22 protein-coding genes are annotated in these 18,117 nt (G+C 40.5%); 15 read left to right on the top strand and 7 right to left on the bottom strand.

All coding sequences use genetic code 11. The features are described from left to right. Positions 1-139: 139 nt before the first annotated feature. Both NSQ54_13300 and NSQ54_13295 read right to left on the bottom strand, forming a co-directional pair. Positions 140-1,051, bottom strand: a complete 912-nt coding sequence (locus NSQ54_13300) for a ClpXP adapter SpxH family protein (GenBank protein WYP25290.1) — start codon at positions 1,049-1,051, stop codon at positions 140-142. Positions 1,052-1,066: 15 nt separating this feature from the next. Then, complete coding sequence (locus NSQ54_13295; GenBank protein WYP25289.1) at positions 1,067-1,447, bottom strand: globin; 381 nt, start codon at positions 1,445-1,447, stop codon at positions 1,067-1,069. Between the two features lie 173 nt (positions 1,448-1,620). Between NSQ54_13295 and NSQ54_13290 the strand changes: the two genes are divergently transcribed. After that, complete coding sequence (locus tag NSQ54_13290) at positions 1,621-2,289, top strand: lytic transglycosylase domain-containing protein (protein WYP25288.1); 669 nt, start codon at positions 1,621-1,623, stop codon at positions 2,287-2,289. Positions 2,290-2,358: 69 nt separating this feature from the next. Here NSQ54_13290 and NSQ54_13285 read toward each other — a convergent pair whose 3' ends face one another. Beyond that, positions 2,359-2,946: a CYTH domain-containing protein gene (locus NSQ54_13285; GenBank protein WYP25287.1), complete on the bottom strand. Its 588-nt coding sequence runs from the start codon at positions 2,944-2,946 to the stop codon at positions 2,359-2,361. A gap of 178 nt (positions 2,947-3,124) precedes the next feature. Here NSQ54_13285 and NSQ54_13280 point away from each other — a divergent pair, with 178 nt between their 5' ends. From NSQ54_13280 to fabI, 5 genes are read left to right on the top strand one after another with little or no spacing between them, the layout of a single operon-like run. Then, the gene (locus tag NSQ54_13280; protein ID WYP25286.1) at positions 3,125-3,517 is read left to right on the top strand and encodes a hypothetical protein; all 393 of its coding nucleotides are present in this window, start codon (positions 3,125-3,127) and stop codon (positions 3,515-3,517) included. Positions 3,518-3,530: 13 nt separating this feature from the next. Continuing rightward, positions 3,531-4,166 carry a GTP pyrophosphokinase family protein gene (locus tag NSQ54_13275; GenBank protein WYP25285.1) on the top strand — a complete coding sequence of 212 codons (636 nt, stop codon included), beginning with the start codon at positions 3,531-3,533 and terminating at the stop codon, positions 4,164-4,166. A 19-nt stretch (positions 4,167-4,185) separates the two neighbouring features. Beyond that, positions 4,186-4,983 carry an NAD kinase gene (locus NSQ54_13270; protein ID WYP25284.1) on the top strand — a complete coding sequence of 266 codons (798 nt, stop codon included), beginning with the start codon at positions 4,186-4,188 and terminating at the stop codon, positions 4,981-4,983. Then, complete coding sequence (locus tag NSQ54_13265; protein WYP25283.1) at positions 4,976-5,887, top strand: RluA family pseudouridine synthase; 912 nt, start codon at positions 4,976-4,978, stop codon at positions 5,885-5,887. The genes NSQ54_13270 and NSQ54_13265 overlap by 8 nt, the downstream gene beginning before the upstream one ends. Before the next feature lie 56 nt (positions 5,888-5,943). Continuing rightward, entirely contained in the window at positions 5,944-6,723 is a 780-nt protein-coding gene (gene fabI, locus NSQ54_13260) for an enoyl-ACP reductase FabI (GenBank protein WYP25282.1), read from the top strand. A gap of 302 nt (positions 6,724-7,025) precedes the next feature. Here the strand turns inward: fabI and NSQ54_13255 are convergent, their stop codons facing one another. After that, positions 7,026-7,460 (bottom strand): hypothetical protein, encoded by a 435-nt coding sequence (locus NSQ54_13255; protein ID WYP25281.1) that lies wholly within the window; start codon positions 7,458-7,460, stop codon positions 7,026-7,028. A gap of 138 nt (positions 7,461-7,598) precedes the next feature. On the opposite strand from NSQ54_13255, the gene NSQ54_13250 reads away from it, so the two are divergent. Genes NSQ54_13250 through NSQ54_13240 form a run of 3 tightly spaced genes read left to right on the top strand, consistent with a single transcriptional unit; the run spans position 7,599 to position 9,910 of the window. Continuing rightward, positions 7,599-7,946: a DUF1360 domain-containing protein gene (locus tag NSQ54_13250; GenBank protein ID WYP25280.1), complete on the top strand. Its 348-nt coding sequence runs from the start codon at positions 7,599-7,601 to the stop codon at positions 7,944-7,946. Positions 7,947-7,965: 19 nt separating this feature from the next. Further along, positions 7,966-8,799, top strand: coding sequence for a dTDP-4-dehydrorhamnose reductase (gene rfbD, locus NSQ54_13245; GenBank protein WYP25279.1), 834 nt, complete (start codon positions 7,966-7,968; stop codon positions 8,797-8,799). Then, positions 8,786-9,910, top strand: coding sequence for a glycosyltransferase (locus NSQ54_13240; GenBank protein ID WYP25278.1), 1,125 nt, complete (start codon positions 8,786-8,788; stop codon positions 9,908-9,910). The genes rfbD and NSQ54_13240 overlap by 14 nt, the downstream gene beginning before the upstream one ends. Here NSQ54_13240 and NSQ54_13235 read toward each other — a convergent pair. From NSQ54_13235 to NSQ54_13225, 3 genes are all read right to left on the bottom strand, one after another. After that, positions 9,907-10,875: a glycosyltransferase gene (locus tag NSQ54_13235; GenBank protein ID WYP25277.1), complete on the bottom strand. Its 969-nt coding sequence runs from the start codon at positions 10,873-10,875 to the stop codon at positions 9,907-9,909. The two genes, NSQ54_13240 and NSQ54_13235, sit on opposite strands and share 4 nt — an antisense overlap. 4 nt (positions 10,876-10,879) lie before the next feature. Continuing rightward, entirely contained in the window at positions 10,880-11,590 is a 711-nt protein-coding gene (locus tag NSQ54_13230; GenBank protein ID WYP25276.1) for a hypothetical protein, read from the bottom strand. A 99-nt stretch (positions 11,591-11,689) separates the two neighbouring features. Then, positions 11,690-12,382 (bottom strand): hypothetical protein, encoded by a 693-nt coding sequence (locus tag NSQ54_13225; GenBank protein WYP25275.1) that lies wholly within the window; start codon positions 12,380-12,382, stop codon positions 11,690-11,692. A 189-nt stretch (positions 12,383-12,571) separates the two neighbouring features. On the opposite strand from NSQ54_13225, the gene NSQ54_13220 reads away from it, so the two are divergent. The 6 genes from NSQ54_13220 to NSQ54_13195 all read left to right on the top strand — a co-directional run bounded on the left by NSQ54_13220 (position 12,572) and on the right by NSQ54_13195 (position 18,044). Continuing rightward, positions 12,572-12,730: a hypothetical protein gene (locus NSQ54_13220; GenBank protein WYP25274.1), complete on the top strand. Its 159-nt coding sequence runs from the start codon at positions 12,572-12,574 to the stop codon at positions 12,728-12,730. Positions 12,731-12,897: 167 nt separating this feature from the next. Further along, on the top strand, positions 12,898-14,010 hold the full coding sequence (locus tag NSQ54_13215; protein WYP28560.1) for a DegT/DnrJ/EryC1/StrS family aminotransferase: 1,113 nt from the start codon (positions 12,898-12,900) through the stop codon (positions 14,008-14,010). Beyond that, positions 14,007-15,056: a Gfo/Idh/MocA family oxidoreductase gene (locus NSQ54_13210; GenBank protein WYP25273.1), complete on the top strand. Its 1,050-nt coding sequence runs from the start codon at positions 14,007-14,009 to the stop codon at positions 15,054-15,056. Before NSQ54_13215 ends, NSQ54_13210 begins: the two co-directional genes overlap by 4 nt. Continuing rightward, on the top strand, positions 15,056-16,009 hold the full coding sequence (locus NSQ54_13205; GenBank protein ID WYP25272.1) for an NAD-dependent epimerase/dehydratase family protein: 954 nt from the start codon (positions 15,056-15,058) through the stop codon (positions 16,007-16,009). Before NSQ54_13210 ends, NSQ54_13205 begins: the two co-directional genes overlap by 1 nt. Continuing rightward, complete coding sequence (locus tag NSQ54_13200; GenBank protein ID WYP25271.1) at positions 16,006-16,995, top strand: glycosyltransferase; 990 nt, start codon at positions 16,006-16,008, stop codon at positions 16,993-16,995. The genes NSQ54_13205 and NSQ54_13200 overlap by 4 nt, the downstream gene beginning before the upstream one ends. 92 nt (positions 16,996-17,087) lie before the next feature. Then, positions 17,088-18,044, top strand: a complete 957-nt coding sequence (locus NSQ54_13195) for an alpha/beta fold hydrolase (protein ID WYP25270.1) — start codon at positions 17,088-17,090, stop codon at positions 18,042-18,044. Positions 18,045-18,117 lie beyond the last annotated feature (73 nt).

Genomic DNA, 18,117 nt, shown 5'->3' with positions numbered 1-18,117 from the left:
ACAAAAAAAACGTCACGATGACGATGCATAGTTTAAACACCAATGTGATTGCTTTCACCTATCCCACTCCTTATAGAGAAAAAACAGGACGCCTTAATGGTGTCCTGTTTTATTCTATGAAACGAACAAATCGTCCATGCTATTCTTTTTTAATATAGCGCCAAAACGTTCCATACTTATATGGCACAGCTTCAACCTTCTGTTGGAGTTTAAGCAGCTTTAATTGCTTTGTCGCTTCTTCCTCCGTAATATTTAGAACCGCTGCACATTCGACAGTTGCAACAAATAAATGTTGCTTTAAAAATCCCTCTAATCCAATTGGCTCAGCACGTTCTGGTTTAAAGCCAAGCATGTCTTCTAGAATTTGAACGTACACGTGATACGGATATTGACCAGAGACTTTCATGCCTTCTTCTTCCACATTATCATTAAAGAAGACAAACGTCGGTACGGATTCTACATCCATCTCTTTAGTTGTTTTGGCATCGCATTGAAGCGCCTTTGCAGAAGAAGGAGAATGTAGATCAAACGTGAAAGCTTCAAGATCAAGTCCAGCGTCTTTTGCACAGTTAGTTAGCACCTTTTCATCGGTGATATTTAGCTTTTCAAGAAAAAGGTATTCCCTTAACTTTCGCAAGAACCTAGTTCCAGCTTGAGGTCCTTGCAGCTCGGCGGCTTTTATGGCTAGTGAAGCACGATAAGGTTCAAGTTCGTCTGGTTTAAATCGTACAGCACCTTCACAGGACATTCCTTTTGCTCCTGGAGGGTCCTCTTTGAAGCGATTGTTTCTTTTCGTTGAAACTAATGAAGGACAGGCATTCCAGACTTTTAGTTTCCCGGCCAAAATCACCCGGATCCGAAAATACGCGCCGTACTCCAGATACAGCTTCTTTAAAATGGGCTCAATGGCCCAGCATTCAGAACATAGTGGATCAATAAAAGTATAAATTTCAATAGGTTTTAATTGTTTAGTTGGATAAGATACACCTGGATTTAGACCACATACGCCCTGTTTATCATCACACGTTGCTAACATCTCTTGAGGATTCAATGGTCATTCTCCTTTCTAAGGCGTATTTACCATATGATGTGCAGTTAAAGAAAGGCGTTCCATCATATACATACGCACTGTTTGATCAACTTTTACATCTTCGAGTGCTTGCTCCATACACTGTAACCATGCATTGGCATGTTCCTCGGTTATGGGGAATGGAAGATGTCTAGCTCTAAGCATCGGATGACCAAACTCTTCAGTATATAGAGAAGGCCCTCCTAAAAATTGTGTAAGAAATTGTTTTTGTTTATAAGCTGTTTCTGTTAAATCATCAGGAAATAAATCCGATAATAGAGTATGGTTGCTTACATGAAAATAGAAGGTGTCTACTAATTTTGAAAGCACCTCTTCGCCACCTAGAGCTATATACGGAGTAGAATTGGAATCTGGCATGACAGTTACACTCCCTTTGTCAACCTCTTCTACATTGTAGCAACCTTGATTAAGAACTTCAAATAATCTGTACGGCAATTGAATATATTGGAATTAATGTTTGTTTTTCTGTTGGTTTGTGGGACAGGCTTTGGTATAGTAAAAAAAGTAATGGATGAGAAGAGGGTGAGAAGATGGAATTTTCATTGTTACATAATCAATTAGTAAATATGAAAAACCAAACACAGCTATCTTGGGCGAATCAACGATATGGTGGTTCAGCTAATGAAGCAAATCATATGTTTTCTGATGTACTCCATAATCAGCTTAATCAGCAACCGTTATTGGAACCGCCACAAACAAGTATAAGTGATCTATTTTTATCTCAAGCAGCGAAAGAACGGTTTGAATCCATTCAACAGCAGGTTTCGCACATTCAATCACCTGAAACCGTTCCAGTCAATACAAATGCACCAAGTACGCCATACCCTTTTAAAGATTTGATTGATAAAGCAGCAGCTCGTTATTCGTTAGATCCTAAATTGCTTTATGCGGTGATCAAGCAAGAATCAAATTTTAACCCGAACGCTAAAAGTCATGTAGGAGCCTCGGGACTTATGCAGCTGATGCCTGCAACGGCTAGAGGGCTCGGTGTACAGAATGTATTTGATCCTGAGCAAAACATTAACGGTGGCGCAAAGTATTTGAAAAGCATGCTGACAAAATATAACGGCTCTATTGAAAAGGCTCTTGCTGCTTATAACGCGGGTCCGGGCAACGTTGATAAGTACAATGGCATCCCACCGTTCAAAGAAACCATGGCTTATGTACCAAAGGTAATGAACACGTTTCGAACTGTTTAATCAAATGTAACGGCGAAAAAAGACGAAAGAATGGGATGATATCACCGTTCTTTCGTCTTTTTTTATTTACTATGTACGCTTAGTTTCTTTTTGTGCAAAGAATCGAGCAACCTTGTTCGGTGTTTTTTTTCTTTGGATATTTGTTTTCTTTAGAATGGACGTGATTACTTGCTCGGCATGCTCCATTGATGTTCCTTCAAACTCAAGCTCGTAATCGATCACACCATGATAGCTACTCTTATCAAGACAAACCGTTCCTCCGTCATAAGGAAACTCTAGGCGATCCGTTGTTAAGGTACCAATAAATTTTAGATCATCTGTATGAATTTGTAGGGAGCTTACTCGCTGTAAAACCTCTCCATCAGGTAGCTTGCCTTCTTTAATAGCTACTTTTTGTTCATCCTCTGTAATGGATTGATGTGTTTCAAGTAACCCGCCGTCTAGAGCAGGTTGTTTTAATGTTAGAGTAGACTTCTTATGTTTCTCTCGTATGCGTAAGGCAGAACCTGCTTCCTTTAAAGCGAAAGCTGGTGTTTCAAAATAATGATTGTGTTGAGTGATCGCTTCTTGATTTGTTGTTTGAAAAAAAGTATGTAATGCATGAAACTCATCTAAAAATACTAATGTTTTGGTTTCAAATTCAAGTTCTTGAGCCATTTAGGTAAGGTCCTCCTGATTAATCAACGGTTTATGGATCTATCTATTATGACATAGAGAAATTTTTAGCTCAACTTCGTTCAGTTCTGTGGGGAATCAATTCTGTGCCGCTTAAAAATATGATAAACTGGTAAGTGGAATACGCTTGATTTTTCATTTGGAATGAGGGGTACATACTATGCACAAAATACACATTATAGAAATGATTGAAACCGATACCCAATGGCGTGTAGTTGGCCATGAGAACGTACCAATCGAAACAGCACAAAAGGTGAAACCTGGGAACCGATTGCTCGTTGACTCTGATGGATTTGCATTTGTATACATAATTGAAGATGATACAGGTTTTCATCACATTGTGTTCCATCAAGAAATGTGGGAAACCGTTAACCAAGCTTATCAAACAAAAAAGCCTATTTGGCTTGTCTTAGGAGAAGATCAAGGAATGGAGCTTACAGGGTTCCATGAAGAATTTGATTTTCTCTTAGAGAACATTGCAGGCAATGGGAATTACGGTGCTGATTTTGAACAAGCCGTATTAAAAGCCTTTCATCTGAACGAAACTAATTAGGTGGTGATTAAACATGAACAGCTGGGATGAACTTCTGTCACCATATAAACAGGCAGTTGAAGAATTAAAGGTTAAGTTAAAGGGGATCAGGGAGCAATATCAAAAAAGCTCTAACCATACACCTATTGAATTTGTGACCGGGCGAGTGAAACCCGTATCAAGTATTTTAAATAAAGCTGCGCGTAAGAAGATTTCGTTTGATGACCTCGAAAAAGAGATTCAAGATCTAGCAGGTGTCCGAATTGTCACCCAGTTTGTTGAAGATATTGAAACAGTCATTGAACTCATTCGCAAACGTAAAGACTTTGAAATTATAGAAGAACGAGACTATATTCTGGAGCAAAAACCGAGTGGGTACAGGTCGTATCATTTAATTATTTGGTATCCGGTCCAAACCATCCAAGGTGAAAAGAAGATTCAGGTCGAACTTCAAGTACGGACCTTGTCGATGAACTTCTGGGCAACAATCGAACACTCTTTGCGCTATAAGTATAGTGGGGAAATTCCTGAGGATATTAGCATGAGACTGATGCGAGCATCGGAAGCCGCATTTCAACTAGACGAAGAGATGTCCATTATTCGAGATGAGGTTAGGGAGGCCCAGCGACTCCTATCAGCAAAACATCAACAGCAACAAAATATACAGTAATGTAAAATGAGGTGATCCATTGAATTACGCAGTCGCATCACGTGGCGATTCAATATCAGATGCATTGGTTGAACAAATCATACGATCACTTAATGAATTTGGTTTAACAGAAAATGAACAAGAGCCGGAGATTGTGATCTCAGTAGGCGGAGATGGAACGCTCCTTCAAGCCTTCCACGATTACAGTCACCGACTTGAAGAAACAGCTTTTGTTGGTGTTCATACAGGACACTTAGGTTTTTATGCCGATTGGATTCCAGATGAAGTAGAGAATTTGATTATTCATATTGCAAAAACACCGTTTCAAGTAGTGGAGTATCCGCTGTTAGAAGTGGTTGTACGCTATGCGGATGGTTCGACGCCAAAGCGTTATTTGGCACTTAATGAAGCAACAGTTAAGAATTCTCAAGGTTCCTCCCTAGTCTGTAATGTAGAGATCAAAGGGGAGACATTTGAAACATTTCGAGGAGACGGGCTTTGTATATCCACACCGTCAGGAAGTACGGCCTATAATAAAGCGTTAGGTGGCGCCATCCTGCATCCATCCCTTGCTTCTCTTCAGATTTCTGAAATGGCTTCTATTAATAATCGTGTGTATCGGACGATTGGCTCACCGCTTGTTTTGCCACAGCATCATACTTGTTTATTGAAGCTCATTCAAAATGAGGACGTACAGGTTACGATTGATCATCACACCATTAATCATCAAGAGATTGCCTCCATTCAATGTAGAGTGGCAGAAGAGAACATTCGATTTGCTCGTTTTCGTCCTTTTCCATTTTGGAAAAGAGTGAAGGAGTCGTTTATTGGTGAATAATCAACCTACGTTTGTTTGGAAGGTTGAAGCTTCTTCGGCAAATACAAGTCTGCGTGCCTTTTTAAGAGTCCGGAAACAGATATCAAAAAAAATGCTCGCTTCGATTAAATACCATGGTGGCTCGCTACGCGTAAATGGTGAGGAAAAAACGGTCCGAACGGTTTTGGAGGAGGGGGATGAGGTAGTGGTTCAGCTTTCTCCGGAAACTCCTTCAAAAGGATTAATTCCAGAAGCAAGGCCCTTTGACATTGTGTTTGAGGATGAGCATTTTCTTATTGTAAATAAAGCTGCAGGTATGGCAACCATTCCATCTCGTGAATACCCTCGAGGAACTCTTGCCAACGCAGTATTAGCCTACTATCAAGCACATACTATTCAAGCAACGTTTCACCCGGTTAATCGACTAGATCGCGGGACATCAGGTCTTTTGGTCATTGCCAAGCACCGTTATGCGCATGATCAAATGAGCAAACAGCAAAAAGAAGGGCATTTGCAGAGGCGATACGAAGCGATTGTCCAGGGAGTGGTTACCCCTCCAAATGGAACGATTAATCTGCCGATTGGACGAAAGCCTGATAGTATTATCGAGCGCATGGTGACACCAGATGGTAAACCAGCCGTAACTCATTATGAAACGCTAGGATCAACTTCTTCGTTATCGTATGTTCGAATTGCACTTGAAACAGGGCGTACCCATCAGATTCGGGTTCATTTTTCATCAATAGGGCATCCTTTAGCAGGAGATGAACTATATGGTGGAGAATCTTTAGGATTAGATCGCCAAGCACTACATAGCTATAAGCTTTCTTTTACCCATCCTTTTACACAAGAGAGTATGGTTTTTGAAGCAAAGCCACCAGACGATTTTAGCCGATTACTGACTCAAATCGAAAAGTCGGAATAAAATATGGTACAATCATTAGGACCAACTACTAGCAACAACCAATAGGAGGAAATTTTATGTTTCAATTATCTTTAGAAAACCGCACATTCGTTGTTATGGGTGTTGCAAACAAACGCAGTATTGCCTGGGGAATTTCTCAGTCTCTAGCGAAGGCTGGAGCTCGTTTAATTTTTACATATGCAGGAGAGCGTCTAGAAAAAAACGTTCGTCAATTAGCGGAAAGCTTGGATCGTGATGATCATTTAGTATTACCTTGTGATATTACAAGTGACGAAGAAATTGCTTCTACGTTTAAGCAAATCAAAGAAGAAGTTGGAACGATTCATGGTTTAGCCCACTGTATTGCTTTTGCAAATAAAGAAGAGCTTGAAGGCGAGTATCTTAATACAACTCGTGATGGTTTCTTGCTTGCTCAAAACATTAGTGCGTATTCACTAACTGCTGTAGCAAAAGAAGCTCGTCCGCTTATGTCTGAAGGTGGAAGCATCATTACACTTACGTACCTAGGTGGAGAAAAAGTAATTAAAAACTACAACGTCATGGGTGTAGCGAAGGCGACTCTTGATGCAAGTGTGAAATATCTGGCCAATGACCTTGGTAAGGATGGAATCCGTGTGAATGCGATCTCGGCTGGTCCTATTCGTACGCTTGCTGCAAAAGGAATTGGTGGTTTCAACGATGTGTTAAAAACAATCGAAGAAAAAGCACCTTTACGTAAAACAACAACGCAAGAAGAAGTAGGGGACACAGCTTTATTCCTGGCAAGTGACTTAGCACGAGGAATTACTGGTGAAATTCTTCATGTAGATGGTGGATACAATATTATTTCTTTATAAAAAGGCCTGGACATAACATTAATAACGATTAAATTATGAATATAGCATTAGATCCGCTTCAGGAGAATTCCTCTCACCTGCGGGAACGGCCTCGGCCCCCTCCGCGGAAAAGCGCCGCTACAGTGTCTTCACCGCGTTCTGTTCCGTAGGAGTCTCGGATTCTCCCTCCGCTAGTTCTAATAAAACCACAAATGGCGAATGATTCTGCAACTAAATCATTCGCCAACTTCTATTTGATTTTTAGTTATGTCCAAGCTCTTAGGCTGGAGACAACGTTTCGAAAACGTTTGTCTCCAGTTTTTTTATTGGCGCTGACTTCCCCCAACTTGATTCCAAAGCCATGGCCAAAATCCACCGCCGCCTTGACCGCCCCCTGGATTCCACGGTCCTTGCCCACCACCTGGGTTCCACGGTCCTTGCCCACCTCCAGGGTTCCAATGACCCTGTCCGCCGCCACCTTGCCCAGGTCTTGGAGGAGTGGGTCCAAAGTATGGACTAATACTAACAAGATCTGAATTGTGAACTTGAACAAATTGCTGATTATAGAACGGTGGCTGATACACGAGTAGAGACACCATACCCGTGTTCCGATTAAAATCAGCGACATACGCAATCACGCGTCCATAACCTGGAATCGTTGTGGTCACCCACTGATTTAAATATTGCTCAATGACAACAGGAGGCAGAAAAAACACAGAGGGTTGTTGACGTTGATTTCGTCTGAAAAATGCATTCATCTTTTGTCATCTCTCCTTTACAGTTCTTCCCTACTATATGCAGCCTTCTTAAGGTGGGTGTTTGTCTAATCAAAGAATGAATAAGACAAGCGTAACTCCTCATACATCTTGTATAGATGAGAAAAAGGGGGAGAGCAGGTGTTAGAAGGATACGAATGGGTTGTCCTTGTATTAGCTTCTTTTCGATTAACGAGGTTATTGATACATGATCAAATTACAGGCTGGTTGCGCAAGCCTTTTTTAGAAGTGAAAGAAGATCACACAACCGATCAGCCCTATTATTATATTGAACCAAAGGGGAAGGGACTAAGACGGTGGCTAGGGATGCTTCTTAGCTGTTATTGGTGTATGGGAATGTGGACAACGGCTCTGTTGTATGTGAGTTGGATATGGTTAACACCACCTTCTATTTATGTGATTCACATTTTGGCGATAGCAGGAGCAGCGGCCATACTTGAAGCATTTTTCAAAAGATATATGGAGTAAGGGTGGAAGGAGGTCGAAAATGAGAGTACTCATTACTGGATCTGAAGGTAGGGTCGCAAAAGCATTTCAAGCGATGTTAAAGAATGAAGAAGTATTCGCCTTCTCAAAGGATAGGTTGGATTGTACAAATCGATCTCAGGTTATTCAAACGGTTGAAAGAATAAAACCAGATTTAATTCTTCACTGTGCTGCCATGACAAATGTAGATGCATGTGAAAGAGACCCGGTTACATCATTTATGGTGAACAGCCTGGCTGTTCACCACCTACTGGAAGCGGCAGGTACACGAACCTTGATGCTATTTAGCACTGATTATGTTTTTGGAGAGCCATCCATGATTCCTTATCAAGAAACGGATACACCTACACCACAATCGATCTATGCTTATAGTAAATGGCTAGGGGAGGAAATGGCTAAGCATCGTCCCTCAGTTTATGTAATCAGGACCTCCTGGTTGTTTGGAGGTAAAGGAGATTTTGTCGATAAGATTTTGCAAAAAGTAAAACAAACAGGTGAGATCACAGTGGTAGATGACCAATTTGGAACGCCTACTTATATTAAAGATCTTGTAAAAGCTTCCCTACAGCTGTTAAAGCATCCGCCTGGAATGTATCATTTTACAAACGAAGGTAGGTGCAGCAGATATGAATGGGCAAAAACAATTCTCTCCTATACAAGCAATGAGATCTTACTCCGAGCGATGCCAACGAACCCTCTAAGCAGTGTCGCTAAAAGACCTTCTCATACCATCCTTTCACAAGAAAAGTGGAAACAAGTCACTGGAAAAGATGTGCGTAATTGGAGAAAGGCCTTAGAGGAATACATGGAGGAGCGTCTGCATGATGAATTCTAATGTTCTTCTAATCCACCATAATGGAGGAGGTGGAATTGGTCGGTTTATCGCACATTGGAAGGACAAACACAAAGAATTAACCATCTATGAAGCGTTTGTTGAACATCAAACCGTAACGTTTCGCCGTGAGGGAGTCTCGGATTGGCATATTCCTTTTTCAAAGCTAAAAGCTGAAATGACACACTTAGCCATTAAACACATTCATATTCATCATCTCTGGAAAATGGAACTTTCTTCGTTACTAACCCTATTAAAAGAAAGAAAGACCCCATACACGTTTTGGATCCATGATTTTTATGCCATCTGTCCTTTTGTTTTCTTTGTGAATCAAAAAGGTACGTACTGTGGTAAACCGAAGCAGGAGAGGGTGTGTGATGCTTGTGCGACATACGGGGCCAGACGGGTGCACATGGAACAAATGCTTTCATCACGCGAACCGAGTATTAAAAAATGGCGAGAGTTATATGAACACCTTCTAAAAGAAGCAGATCAAGTAATCGCACCAAGCGATTCAGCAAAACGCATCATTCAAGAGTACGTACCAGATTTAAAGGTGAATGTTTTACCACATTCCTTACCTTTCTCGATTAAAAAAAATCCACTAAAGAAGCCACAAGTACCTGTTCGAATCGCACTTCTTGGGAACCTGGCCTACCATAAAGGAGATCAAGAAGTACGTACCTTGCTCACTCAGACGCATCGCAAGCAGGTTTCATGTGAGTTTTATCATTATGGAGCTTCAAGTCGAGCATTAGACAAGCTCAGCTTTCCACATTTTCATAAAAGGGGCAGCTACTCTTCCCCTGAACAACTCCCGCAACTTTTACAACAAGACGAAATTGATTTTGTCCTCATACCTTCTATTTGTCCTGAGACATTCTCATATACAACACATGAAGCCATTTCGATGGGATATCCTGTATTATGCTTTGATCTAGGGACACAAGCAGAAGTGGTTAATCGATTGAGAGCAGGATGGATAGCTTCAATCAATACGCCTCATTCTCTTTTCCGGAAAGTAAGTGAGCTTGTACATGAACCGGATCAAATTTATCAGAAACGCAAAGAAACTCTCCAAATTTCGATGGAGAGTCTGAACAGACCTGACTAAGAAGTCAGGTCTTTTTCTTGAATCCACGTAACCAATTGATTGATTCGGTTTGCGTAGGAATGGGTTGAGCGAGCAGTCTGGTAACTATTTAAGGCGTATTTAGTCCGGCTGCTGCTATTTTTTAAAAGTGCCTCAGCCTGCTCAACCAAATCTTGCTTTGATTCAAAAAGAGGAACATCCTCTGCATTAAACCATGTAGACCAATCATCTCGTTTTTCACTTAAAAGACAAACCTTGCACCCAGCCACTTCAAATACTCGGTTATTTGGACTGATCCCTTCTAATCCTAATTCATTTTTGTTCTCAGGTTGAGTGCGTTTACGATACGTATTTAACACAATACTACTGCTTGTGTAATAATCAACTGCTTCCTCTGGAGTGACCCAAAGGGAAGCAATCGTAACGTTCTTCGGTAAGGAATAGGGGTACCAATTTCCTGCTACAGTTACTTTAATCGGGAGTTGATTCGCCAAATATCGAATCAGCTCCACTCGATCAGGATATGGATAACCGATCAAACATAGATCACTTTGTTTAGCCGGGTCCACACGTTTCGGCTTAAAAATAGAATAATCCGCGCCAAGCGGTAAGTGGAGGGAGTGATACCCTTGTTCTTCGTAATAGCTCCAAGCCTTTTTTTCAACAGTGATCAATGCAGTGACATTTGGAGCAAGCTCTAATGATTGATCAAGCAAATAAGGATCTTCTGTTAACCAGCAAAAAACCGGAATCTGTTGGCTTTTGGCCCATGTTAAAAAGGCTTGAGGTATTTTGTATCCTAGTACAGTAAAAATAAATGAAGGCTTCTCTGTTTGACAAAGCTTTACCAAATGTTGAAAACGAAATTCGTGTATACACCGGCCAAAAACGAGCGGAATGGATTCTGAGTGAAACGCACGAACGATCGATTGTTCAATATACGTGTAGCTGCCCCGATAACCAGAGCTTAAGAATAATACGTTCATACCATTAGGTTACGTTGCAAATGATTGTATTTAATGCTTGTCGACCATCTGGGATTTCTAAACCGTAGATGTATCCATTTATACTCACTGAAAAACTAGATCCATTATAGGGAAGTAAAATTTCAAACTGCTGAAACACCAATTCTTTTTGATGATCAAGCTGTTTTATTGTAGGGCGTAACCAAAACTCACCTGTTTCTCTTACTTTTTTTAATGAATGATCAGGAAGATAAGACCACGCTTGTTGGGACTCATCTGCAACGATGTGTTCACTTTCATAATTTCTTTTATTTTGATTCACCTTTCCTGACAGATTCGCCAAATTAGGCTTACTAAATCTTAAGCAAACTAATGGGTCATGAAGCGGGATACCAGAGTCATTTCGAATAGTGAAGTCCCCATTAATAAAACAAGGCTCCTCGGAACCGGCTGATGGTTTTACCGGCAAAAAGGTTGAATATGAAAAGAAAGAATAAATCCCTGCCATCGCCTCTGGTTTTTGATGAGTAGACGGCGGCTTCTGCTGATACATCGGCTGATTAAAAAGAGATTGCTGCTTAAATGCTTCAATCTCTTCTTCTTGAGAACTTAATTTCTTTTTCTGTAGGTGGATAATTCGTTGAAATTTCTTAATCTCTGAACGATAGTGCAGAAGCTTCTGCTCCAATTGAATATCTTGATTAAGTGGTGCTTGATCTTTTGATCGATTGGACACGCTGACCCCTCCTAACTGTCTCCATTTGTTTATATGTATGACTGAAAATGAGAGAAAAGAAGAAAAAATGGAGCTGTATATGAATACAGCCCCACATTTCTATTCTGTTTCTGTTGTTGTTAGACCTGGGAAGACGACTGGTGAAACAGGATTAGGGAAATAGCTTTGATTTCTGCAGATCAAGTCAGAAATCGGGAACTCAAGGCGAGGCTTCACATATGAAGCTTCTACTTCTAGACGAACGTCTGCTGATACATGAACATCTAAGCAGCATGTTAGAGAAATATCTAACTGAGAAAATGCAGAATCACATACAACCTCAGCATCCCACTGTCCAGATGAGATAAATGCACTCACTACAGTATCTTCTGGAGCAGATAAGTAGAATGTCTGGATCGTTGCAAACTCAATTGGATTAGATGTAAGAATAATATTTTCATTTACATCTAGGATATCTACTTCTATTAACCCACGAGCTAGAATTTTTACTTTCTCAAGTACAACTTCTGTTCCATTAGGAAGTGTTACTTCAACACTTGTGCGGTCTAATGGATTTGTTACTTCAGACGTGTAAAGAGACTCATCTAGAACACGAGCGGATGTTGTGTATCCAGGTGTTGATTGAAGAAAGGAGCATAAGTCACTCTCAGCTGGAGATGGAGCAACTAATCCTGGGAACAAATTAGAAAGCTCCGGCTCTCTAAAACTAATGGTTTGAAGATCAACTTGACGAGTGACCCAATCAAATACTTTGGGAACATTTATTACGACGCTATGCTTTTTTAAACTCATTATCTTACCTCCTCTAAAGTTTACCCATCCGAACAATTTCTTGCGGGCTGGGTGTTCAAACTACTGTATTGTATGAGTGGCATCTAAATTGGTGCAAAATGTCCCAAGATTTTTTGAAATGGGGCATCATTTTTTAACTAACCATTCTTAGACTCCTACATATCCTATAGAAGAAAGGGAGTGTTTGTGATGAATCAAGATCCAAATTTGAAACCACTTTACGCAAGACCTATTGATCCAGCGAAACCAGCCGCTGGACAAAAAGCAAAGCAGCGACCTTTTGCTTCACTGCCTAAACCTCCTCAACCAAAACAACAAAAACCATTAAAATGCTGTGGACAGCGTTAATGTATGTTGAAGAAGAGCTCTACTTGAGAACAACATTCTCATATGAGCTCTTACTTATGAAAAAAATGAATGGTTTTTTACTCTTTTGAGTGGAAATGCCGTTCCTCTGATCACGTTCCTCTCATATAAGTAGACAGAAGAAAAACGAGGCATAAGGAGTGAAAGCTGTGATCCCACTTATTGATTTAGATCGTCAGTTTCAGATGATTAAAGATGAGGCGTTAAAAGCAATGGCACGTGTTTATAACAGTGGTCAATATATTCTTGGTAAAGAAGGTCTGGCATTTGAAGAGGAAGTAAAACATTACTTAAATAGTCCGTTTGCCATTGGAGTCGGAAATGGAACAGATGCCCTGGTGCTTGCTCTGGATGCCCTAGGTATTGGAGAGGGAGATGAAGTCATTACGACACCTTTCACGTTTTTTGCTACTGCAGAAGCCATTTCACGTGTAGGTGCGACTCCCATTTTTGTTGATATTGAAACAGACACATACAATATCGATCCTAAGAACATTTTAAAGGCTTTAACAGATAAAACAAAAGCGATCATGCCTGTTCATTTATTTGGTTATCCGGCAGATATGGATGCCATAATGGCCATCGCTAAAGAACATCAGCTTTATGTTATTGAAGATGCATGCCAGGCTTTTGGATCAACATATAAAGGGAAGAAGGCTGGGACCCTTGGAGATGTAGGTTGTTTTTCATTTTTCCCTACAAAGAACCTTGGAACGATGGGGGATGGTGGACTTGTCGTTACGAAGCATGCTCACGTGAATGAACGAATTCGTATGCTTCGCCATCATGGCAGCGTAAAGAAATATTTTCATAGGGAAATAGGCTATAACAGTCGTTTAGATGAATTACAGGCTGCGCTTCTTCGCATTAGTCTCGGGAAAATTGATGAGCTCAATCAGAACAGACAAACAATTTCTACTTATTACAAAAAACATCTCGCTTCATTAAAAGGGTTATCAGTTCCACATGCGGCACCAGGTATCCAGCATATCTACCATCTCTATTGTATTGAAGTTGATGAGCGTGATCAGCTATCTCAAGGGCTAACAAAAGCAGGTATTGCTAATGGGGTGTATTATCCACTTCCATTACATCTGCAAGAGGTATATCAATCGTTAGGTTACAAGGCTGGTAGCTTTCCAATTGCAGAAGAAAAATCAAAACGTTTATTAGCGATTCCGATGCATCCGTATGTAACAAAGGATGAGCAGTCAGAGATTGTTGAAACCATCTCAACGTTAATGGGAGAGATCAACAAATGAAGCTTGGAATTATAGGTTGTGGAAGAATCACAGAAAAGCATCTCTCAGCTTTAGCTCAAATACCCGAGATAATAATTGTTGCTTTAAGTGATCTGTCAATTGAACGAATGAAACAGGCTGAGGCATTAATACCTTCTAAGAGTAGAGAATTAAAGCTGTATGAGGACTACCAACAGCTTTTAGAATCTGACTGTGATCTGATCTTAGTTGCAACGGCTTCAGGAATGCATGTCTCCATTGCGCGTGATGCCTTAAAAGCTAATAAGCACGTGCTTGTTGAAAAACCACTAGCTCTTTCCATTGAAGAATCTCGTGAGTTAAGGGCACTCGCTTCTAGTCAGAAGAAGCAGTTATTTGTATGTCACCAGCTTCGTTTCCGCAAGGCATTACATGAGATTAAGAAGTATATTGAAGCAGGTTTGCTTGGTCAGATCTATACAGGAACAGTATCAATGGCCATTCAACGTTCGATTGACTATTACAAGGTGGCTCCGTGGCGTGGGACGTGGGAGCAAGATGGTGGGATGCTAATCAATCAGGGCATTCATATGATTGACTTATTATGTTGGTATCTTGGAGAAGTAAGAACTGTTACAGGGCAATTGCAATGGATTCATACACATAAGGAAACAGAAGACGTTGCACTCGGCACGATCCAATTTAAGTCTGGGGCTACAGGGTTAATTGAAGCAAACTCTGTGACATGGCCGAAAAATCATGGGTATGGTTTGAAGATTTTTGGTGAAAAAGGAACCATCATTTTAGAAGGCAAAAATTATGATCAACTTTCTGCTTACATGCTTGAAAGTGGTCCAAGTGAGCTAGAATTCATTGACCTTCTATCAGAGAAAAACGAACAAACCATTATGTACCGCGAAATTGTTAAACATGTAAATAACGAAACAAATGAAGCCGTTACGGCTGATGAGTCTGAAAGAGCATTAGAAACCATTTTCGCGCTCTACCAATCTCATAAACAAAAGAGTCCGGTTACACTTCCATTAAACCAATTCAAAACGATTGATATGAAAGGAGTGACTGAATAGTGAGTCTTAAGTATAAGCATGCTTTAGTAACAGGTGGTGCGGGTTTTATTGGTTCAAGAGTCGTGCGTGCACTGCAAAAAAAAGCAGACAAAATTACAATCATTGATGACTTATCAACAGGGTCTTTTTCGGAAGTTCCAAAAGATCCAAATGTGACACTTATAGAGGACAGTATTTTAAACGAACAGCTTCTTGAATCCATTTTACCTGACATTGATGTTGTTTTTCATATCGCTTGTAGGAATCTTGTGCTGTCTGTTACTGACATGAAGCAAGATTTTGAAGTGAATTTACGTGGTGCCTACACGTTACTTGAGCAAATTAGAAAACATGGAAAACACGTAAAGCGCTTTGTCTACACATCTACCGCCTCTGTCTATGGAGATGCAGATCAAATTCCAACGCCTTTAGGTGAAGTAAAAATTCGAATGCCTTATGCTGCAAGTAAATACGGAGCCGAACAGTATGCACAAGTTTTTCATTCTCTGCATCAGCTCCCAGTAACAATCTTAAGGCTTTCGAATGTCTATGGACCTGGGCAAGTAGCAACAAACCCTTATTGTGGCGTAGTTGCAAAATTTTTTGAAGCTAGAATGGCAGGGTTACCTATGACAATCTACGGAGATGGCAGTCAAACGCGAGACTTTACGTATATTGATGATGCTGTTCATGTTATCTTGCTTGCTGCAGAGCGAGAAGCAGCCATTGGAGAAACGTTAAATGTAGCAACAGGAATTGAAACGAGTGTCTTGGGTTTATCAACTGAAATTGGGAAAGTGTTTGGAGATGCACAGGTCAATCAGCAATTCGCGACAAAACGAACGGTCGATACTATTAGTCGTAGATGTTTAGATATTGGGAGAACTCGAGAGGTCTTAAATTGGGAGCCAGCATTTACGCTGGAAGAAGGGATTAAACATACCCATGACTGGATAGTGGGAGGACAAAAATGAAGATTTTTCAAGGAATCACGGAAATTGCAGGGCAGATGGGGATCATGGCCGGTGAATTTAAAAAGGAAGGTTATGAAGTAAACAGCTATAATACGTTTCAATCCTATTTAGGCTATGAAGAGCATCTGCAGTATATGGAGAAAGGGCAAATTGCTCAAATTGCGGACCAACTAATTGACCAGCATGACCTGTTTCATTTTCATTATGCTCAATCTTTAAAGGACGATTATACAGATTTACAATTGTTAAAAGGGAGTGGAAAAAGAGCAGTTATGCATCATTGGGGCAATGATGTTAGGTTTCACGATGTGGCAAGATTTCTAAATCCCTATGCTTATACAGGCGATTCTCCATCAAATGAGTATATTGACTACCGTTTAAATCAAATTAGCTCTGTTATTGAAGATGCGATTGTGCAGGATTACGAAGTTTATGAGTATGTAAAGGATTATTATAAGAGAGTGCATGTTGTTCCTATTGCAATTGATCTTGATAAAATTCATAGGGTTGAGACATCGACTAAGAGCGTTCCTCTTCTGGTTCATGCACCTACAAATCCTTACTTTAAAGGAACCGTGCATGTGGAACGGGCGATTAAGCAATTAAAAGAGACGCATACCTTTAACTATCAGAGAATTGAACATATGAACCATGATAAGGCTGTTGAACTGTATAAAGAAGCAGACATTATCTTAGATCAAATTTTATGCGGTTCCTATGGGTTACTTTCTGTTGAGACGATGGCTTTAGGGAAGCCTGTAGTTACGTTTGTAAGAGATGATTTGCTTACTAAATTCACTGAGATTCCACCTGTAGTCAACGCAAATCCACACACCATCTATGAAACAGTCAAAGGACTATTAGACGCTCCACACACGTGGCAAGAGATTGGTCTAAGAGGAAGAAAGTATGTTGAAACCTATCATGATAGTAAAGTAGTAGCCAAACAAATACAGGATATCTATCAAACACTCCCAGCTTTATAAACGATCAAATTGAAACAGAGAAAATGTTTCCATTTCTCTCTGTTTCGATTATACTAAGAATTTGAAAGCGCTTTTAAAAAGGGAGGATACATATGTCATTTGTAGATATGCCAATTGAAGCACTCAAAGAATACAAGGGAATTAATCCACGTCCAGATGATTTTGATTCGTATTGGGAGGAAGCCTTAGAGGAGCTTGAGAATACTGATCCTAATGTGCAGCTTGAGAAAAGTGATTTTCAGGCACCGTTTGCTGAGTGTTATGATTTATTCTTTACCGGAGTAGGTGGGGCTCGTGTCTATGCCAAGTATATTAAACCAGCCTTACCGAAAGACGCTCATCCAGCCTTACTTCATTTCCATGGATACTCCGGGCATTCTCCAGAGTGGTCAGATTTACTCGGTTATGCAGCGTCAGGCTTTTCCGTGCTTGCAATGGATGTGCGTGGACAGGGGGGGCGATCAGAGGATAATGCACAGGTTCTTGGAAACACACTGAACGGACATATTATTCGTGGTGTACAAAATCCGAAAGACCTATTCTTCCGCAATGTATTTTTAGACACAGCACAACTTGTGAGAGTGGCTCAAGAAATGCCAGAAGTAGATGCGGAGCGAATCGTTGCAACGGGAAGCTCACAAGGAGGAGCGTTAACGCTTGCATGTGGTGCTCTTGCTCCAACGGTAAAGAAGTTAGCTGCAAACTATCCATTTTTAAGTGACTACAAGCGCGTATGGGAAATTGATGCACAGAACTCTTCCTACAATGAAATACACAATTATTTTAGACGGTTTGATCCAAGGCATGAACGTGCCGACGAATTTTTTACAACACTTGGTTATATTGATATCCAAAACTTAACCAATCGAATTAAAGGAGAGGTGTTAATGGGGGTTGGACTAATGGATAATAGCTGCCCGCCATCTACTCAATTCGCTGCCTATAATAAAATTACAAGTAAAAAAACATACGTACTGTATCCAGATTTTGCCCACGAGCAATTACCTGGCCAACCAGATAAGGTTTATCAATTCTTGTTGGATTGTTAGGAGTCTCGGGTTCTCCCTCCGCTTGTTCAAATAAAATCACGAATGGCGAATGATTCTGCAATCGAATCATTCG

This window comes from Alkalihalobacillus sp. FSL W8-0930, from assembly GCA_037965595.1.
In the GTDB taxonomy this organism is placed as follows: Bacteria; Bacillota; Bacilli; order Bacillales; family Bacillaceae_D; genus Alkalicoccobacillus.
This window is presented reverse-complemented; position numbering and strand designations above follow the sequence as displayed.

Coding starts and splice junctions, on each gene's coding strand:
- NSQ54_13295 (WYP25289.1), bottom strand. CDS start 1,447: ATGCCAGATTCCAATTCTACTCCGTATATAGCTCTAGGTGGCGAAGAG.
- NSQ54_13290 (WYP25288.1), top strand. CDS start 1,621: ATGGAATTTTCATTGTTACATAATCAATTAGTAAATATGAAAAACCAA.
- NSQ54_13285 (WYP25287.1), bottom strand. CDS start 2,946: ATGGCTCAAGAACTTGAATTTGAAACCAAAACATTAGTATTTTTAGAT.
- NSQ54_13280 (WYP25286.1), top strand. CDS start 3,125: ATGCACAAAATACACATTATAGAAATGATTGAAACCGATACCCAATGG.
- NSQ54_13275 (WYP25285.1), top strand. CDS start 3,531: ATGAACAGCTGGGATGAACTTCTGTCACCATATAAACAGGCAGTTGAA.
- fabI (WYP25282.1), top strand. CDS start 5,944: ATGTTTCAATTATCTTTAGAAAACCGCACATTCGTTGTTATGGGTGTT.
- NSQ54_13255 (WYP25281.1), bottom strand. CDS start 7,460: ATGAATGCATTTTTCAGACGAAATCAACGTCAACAACCCTCTGTGTTT.
- rfbD (WYP25279.1), top strand. CDS start 7,966: ATGAGAGTACTCATTACTGGATCTGAAGGTAGGGTCGCAAAAGCATTT.
- NSQ54_13240 (WYP25278.1), top strand. CDS start 8,786: ATGATGAATTCTAATGTTCTTCTAATCCACCATAATGGAGGAGGTGGA.
- NSQ54_13235 (WYP25277.1), bottom strand. CDS start 10,875: ATGAACGTATTATTCTTAAGCTCTGGTTATCGGGGCAGCTACACGTAT.
- NSQ54_13225 (WYP25275.1), bottom strand. CDS start 12,382: ATGAGTTTAAAAAAGCATAGCGTCGTAATAAATGTTCCCAAAGTATTT.
- NSQ54_13220 (WYP25274.1), top strand. CDS start 12,572: ATGAATCAAGATCCAAATTTGAAACCACTTTACGCAAGACCTATTGAT.
- NSQ54_13210 (WYP25273.1), top strand. CDS start 14,007: ATGAAGCTTGGAATTATAGGTTGTGGAAGAATCACAGAAAAGCATCTC.
- NSQ54_13200 (WYP25271.1), top strand. CDS start 16,006: ATGAAGATTTTTCAAGGAATCACGGAAATTGCAGGGCAGATGGGGATC.
- NSQ54_13195 (WYP25270.1), top strand. CDS start 17,088: ATGTCATTTGTAGATATGCCAATTGAAGCACTCAAAGAATACAAGGGA.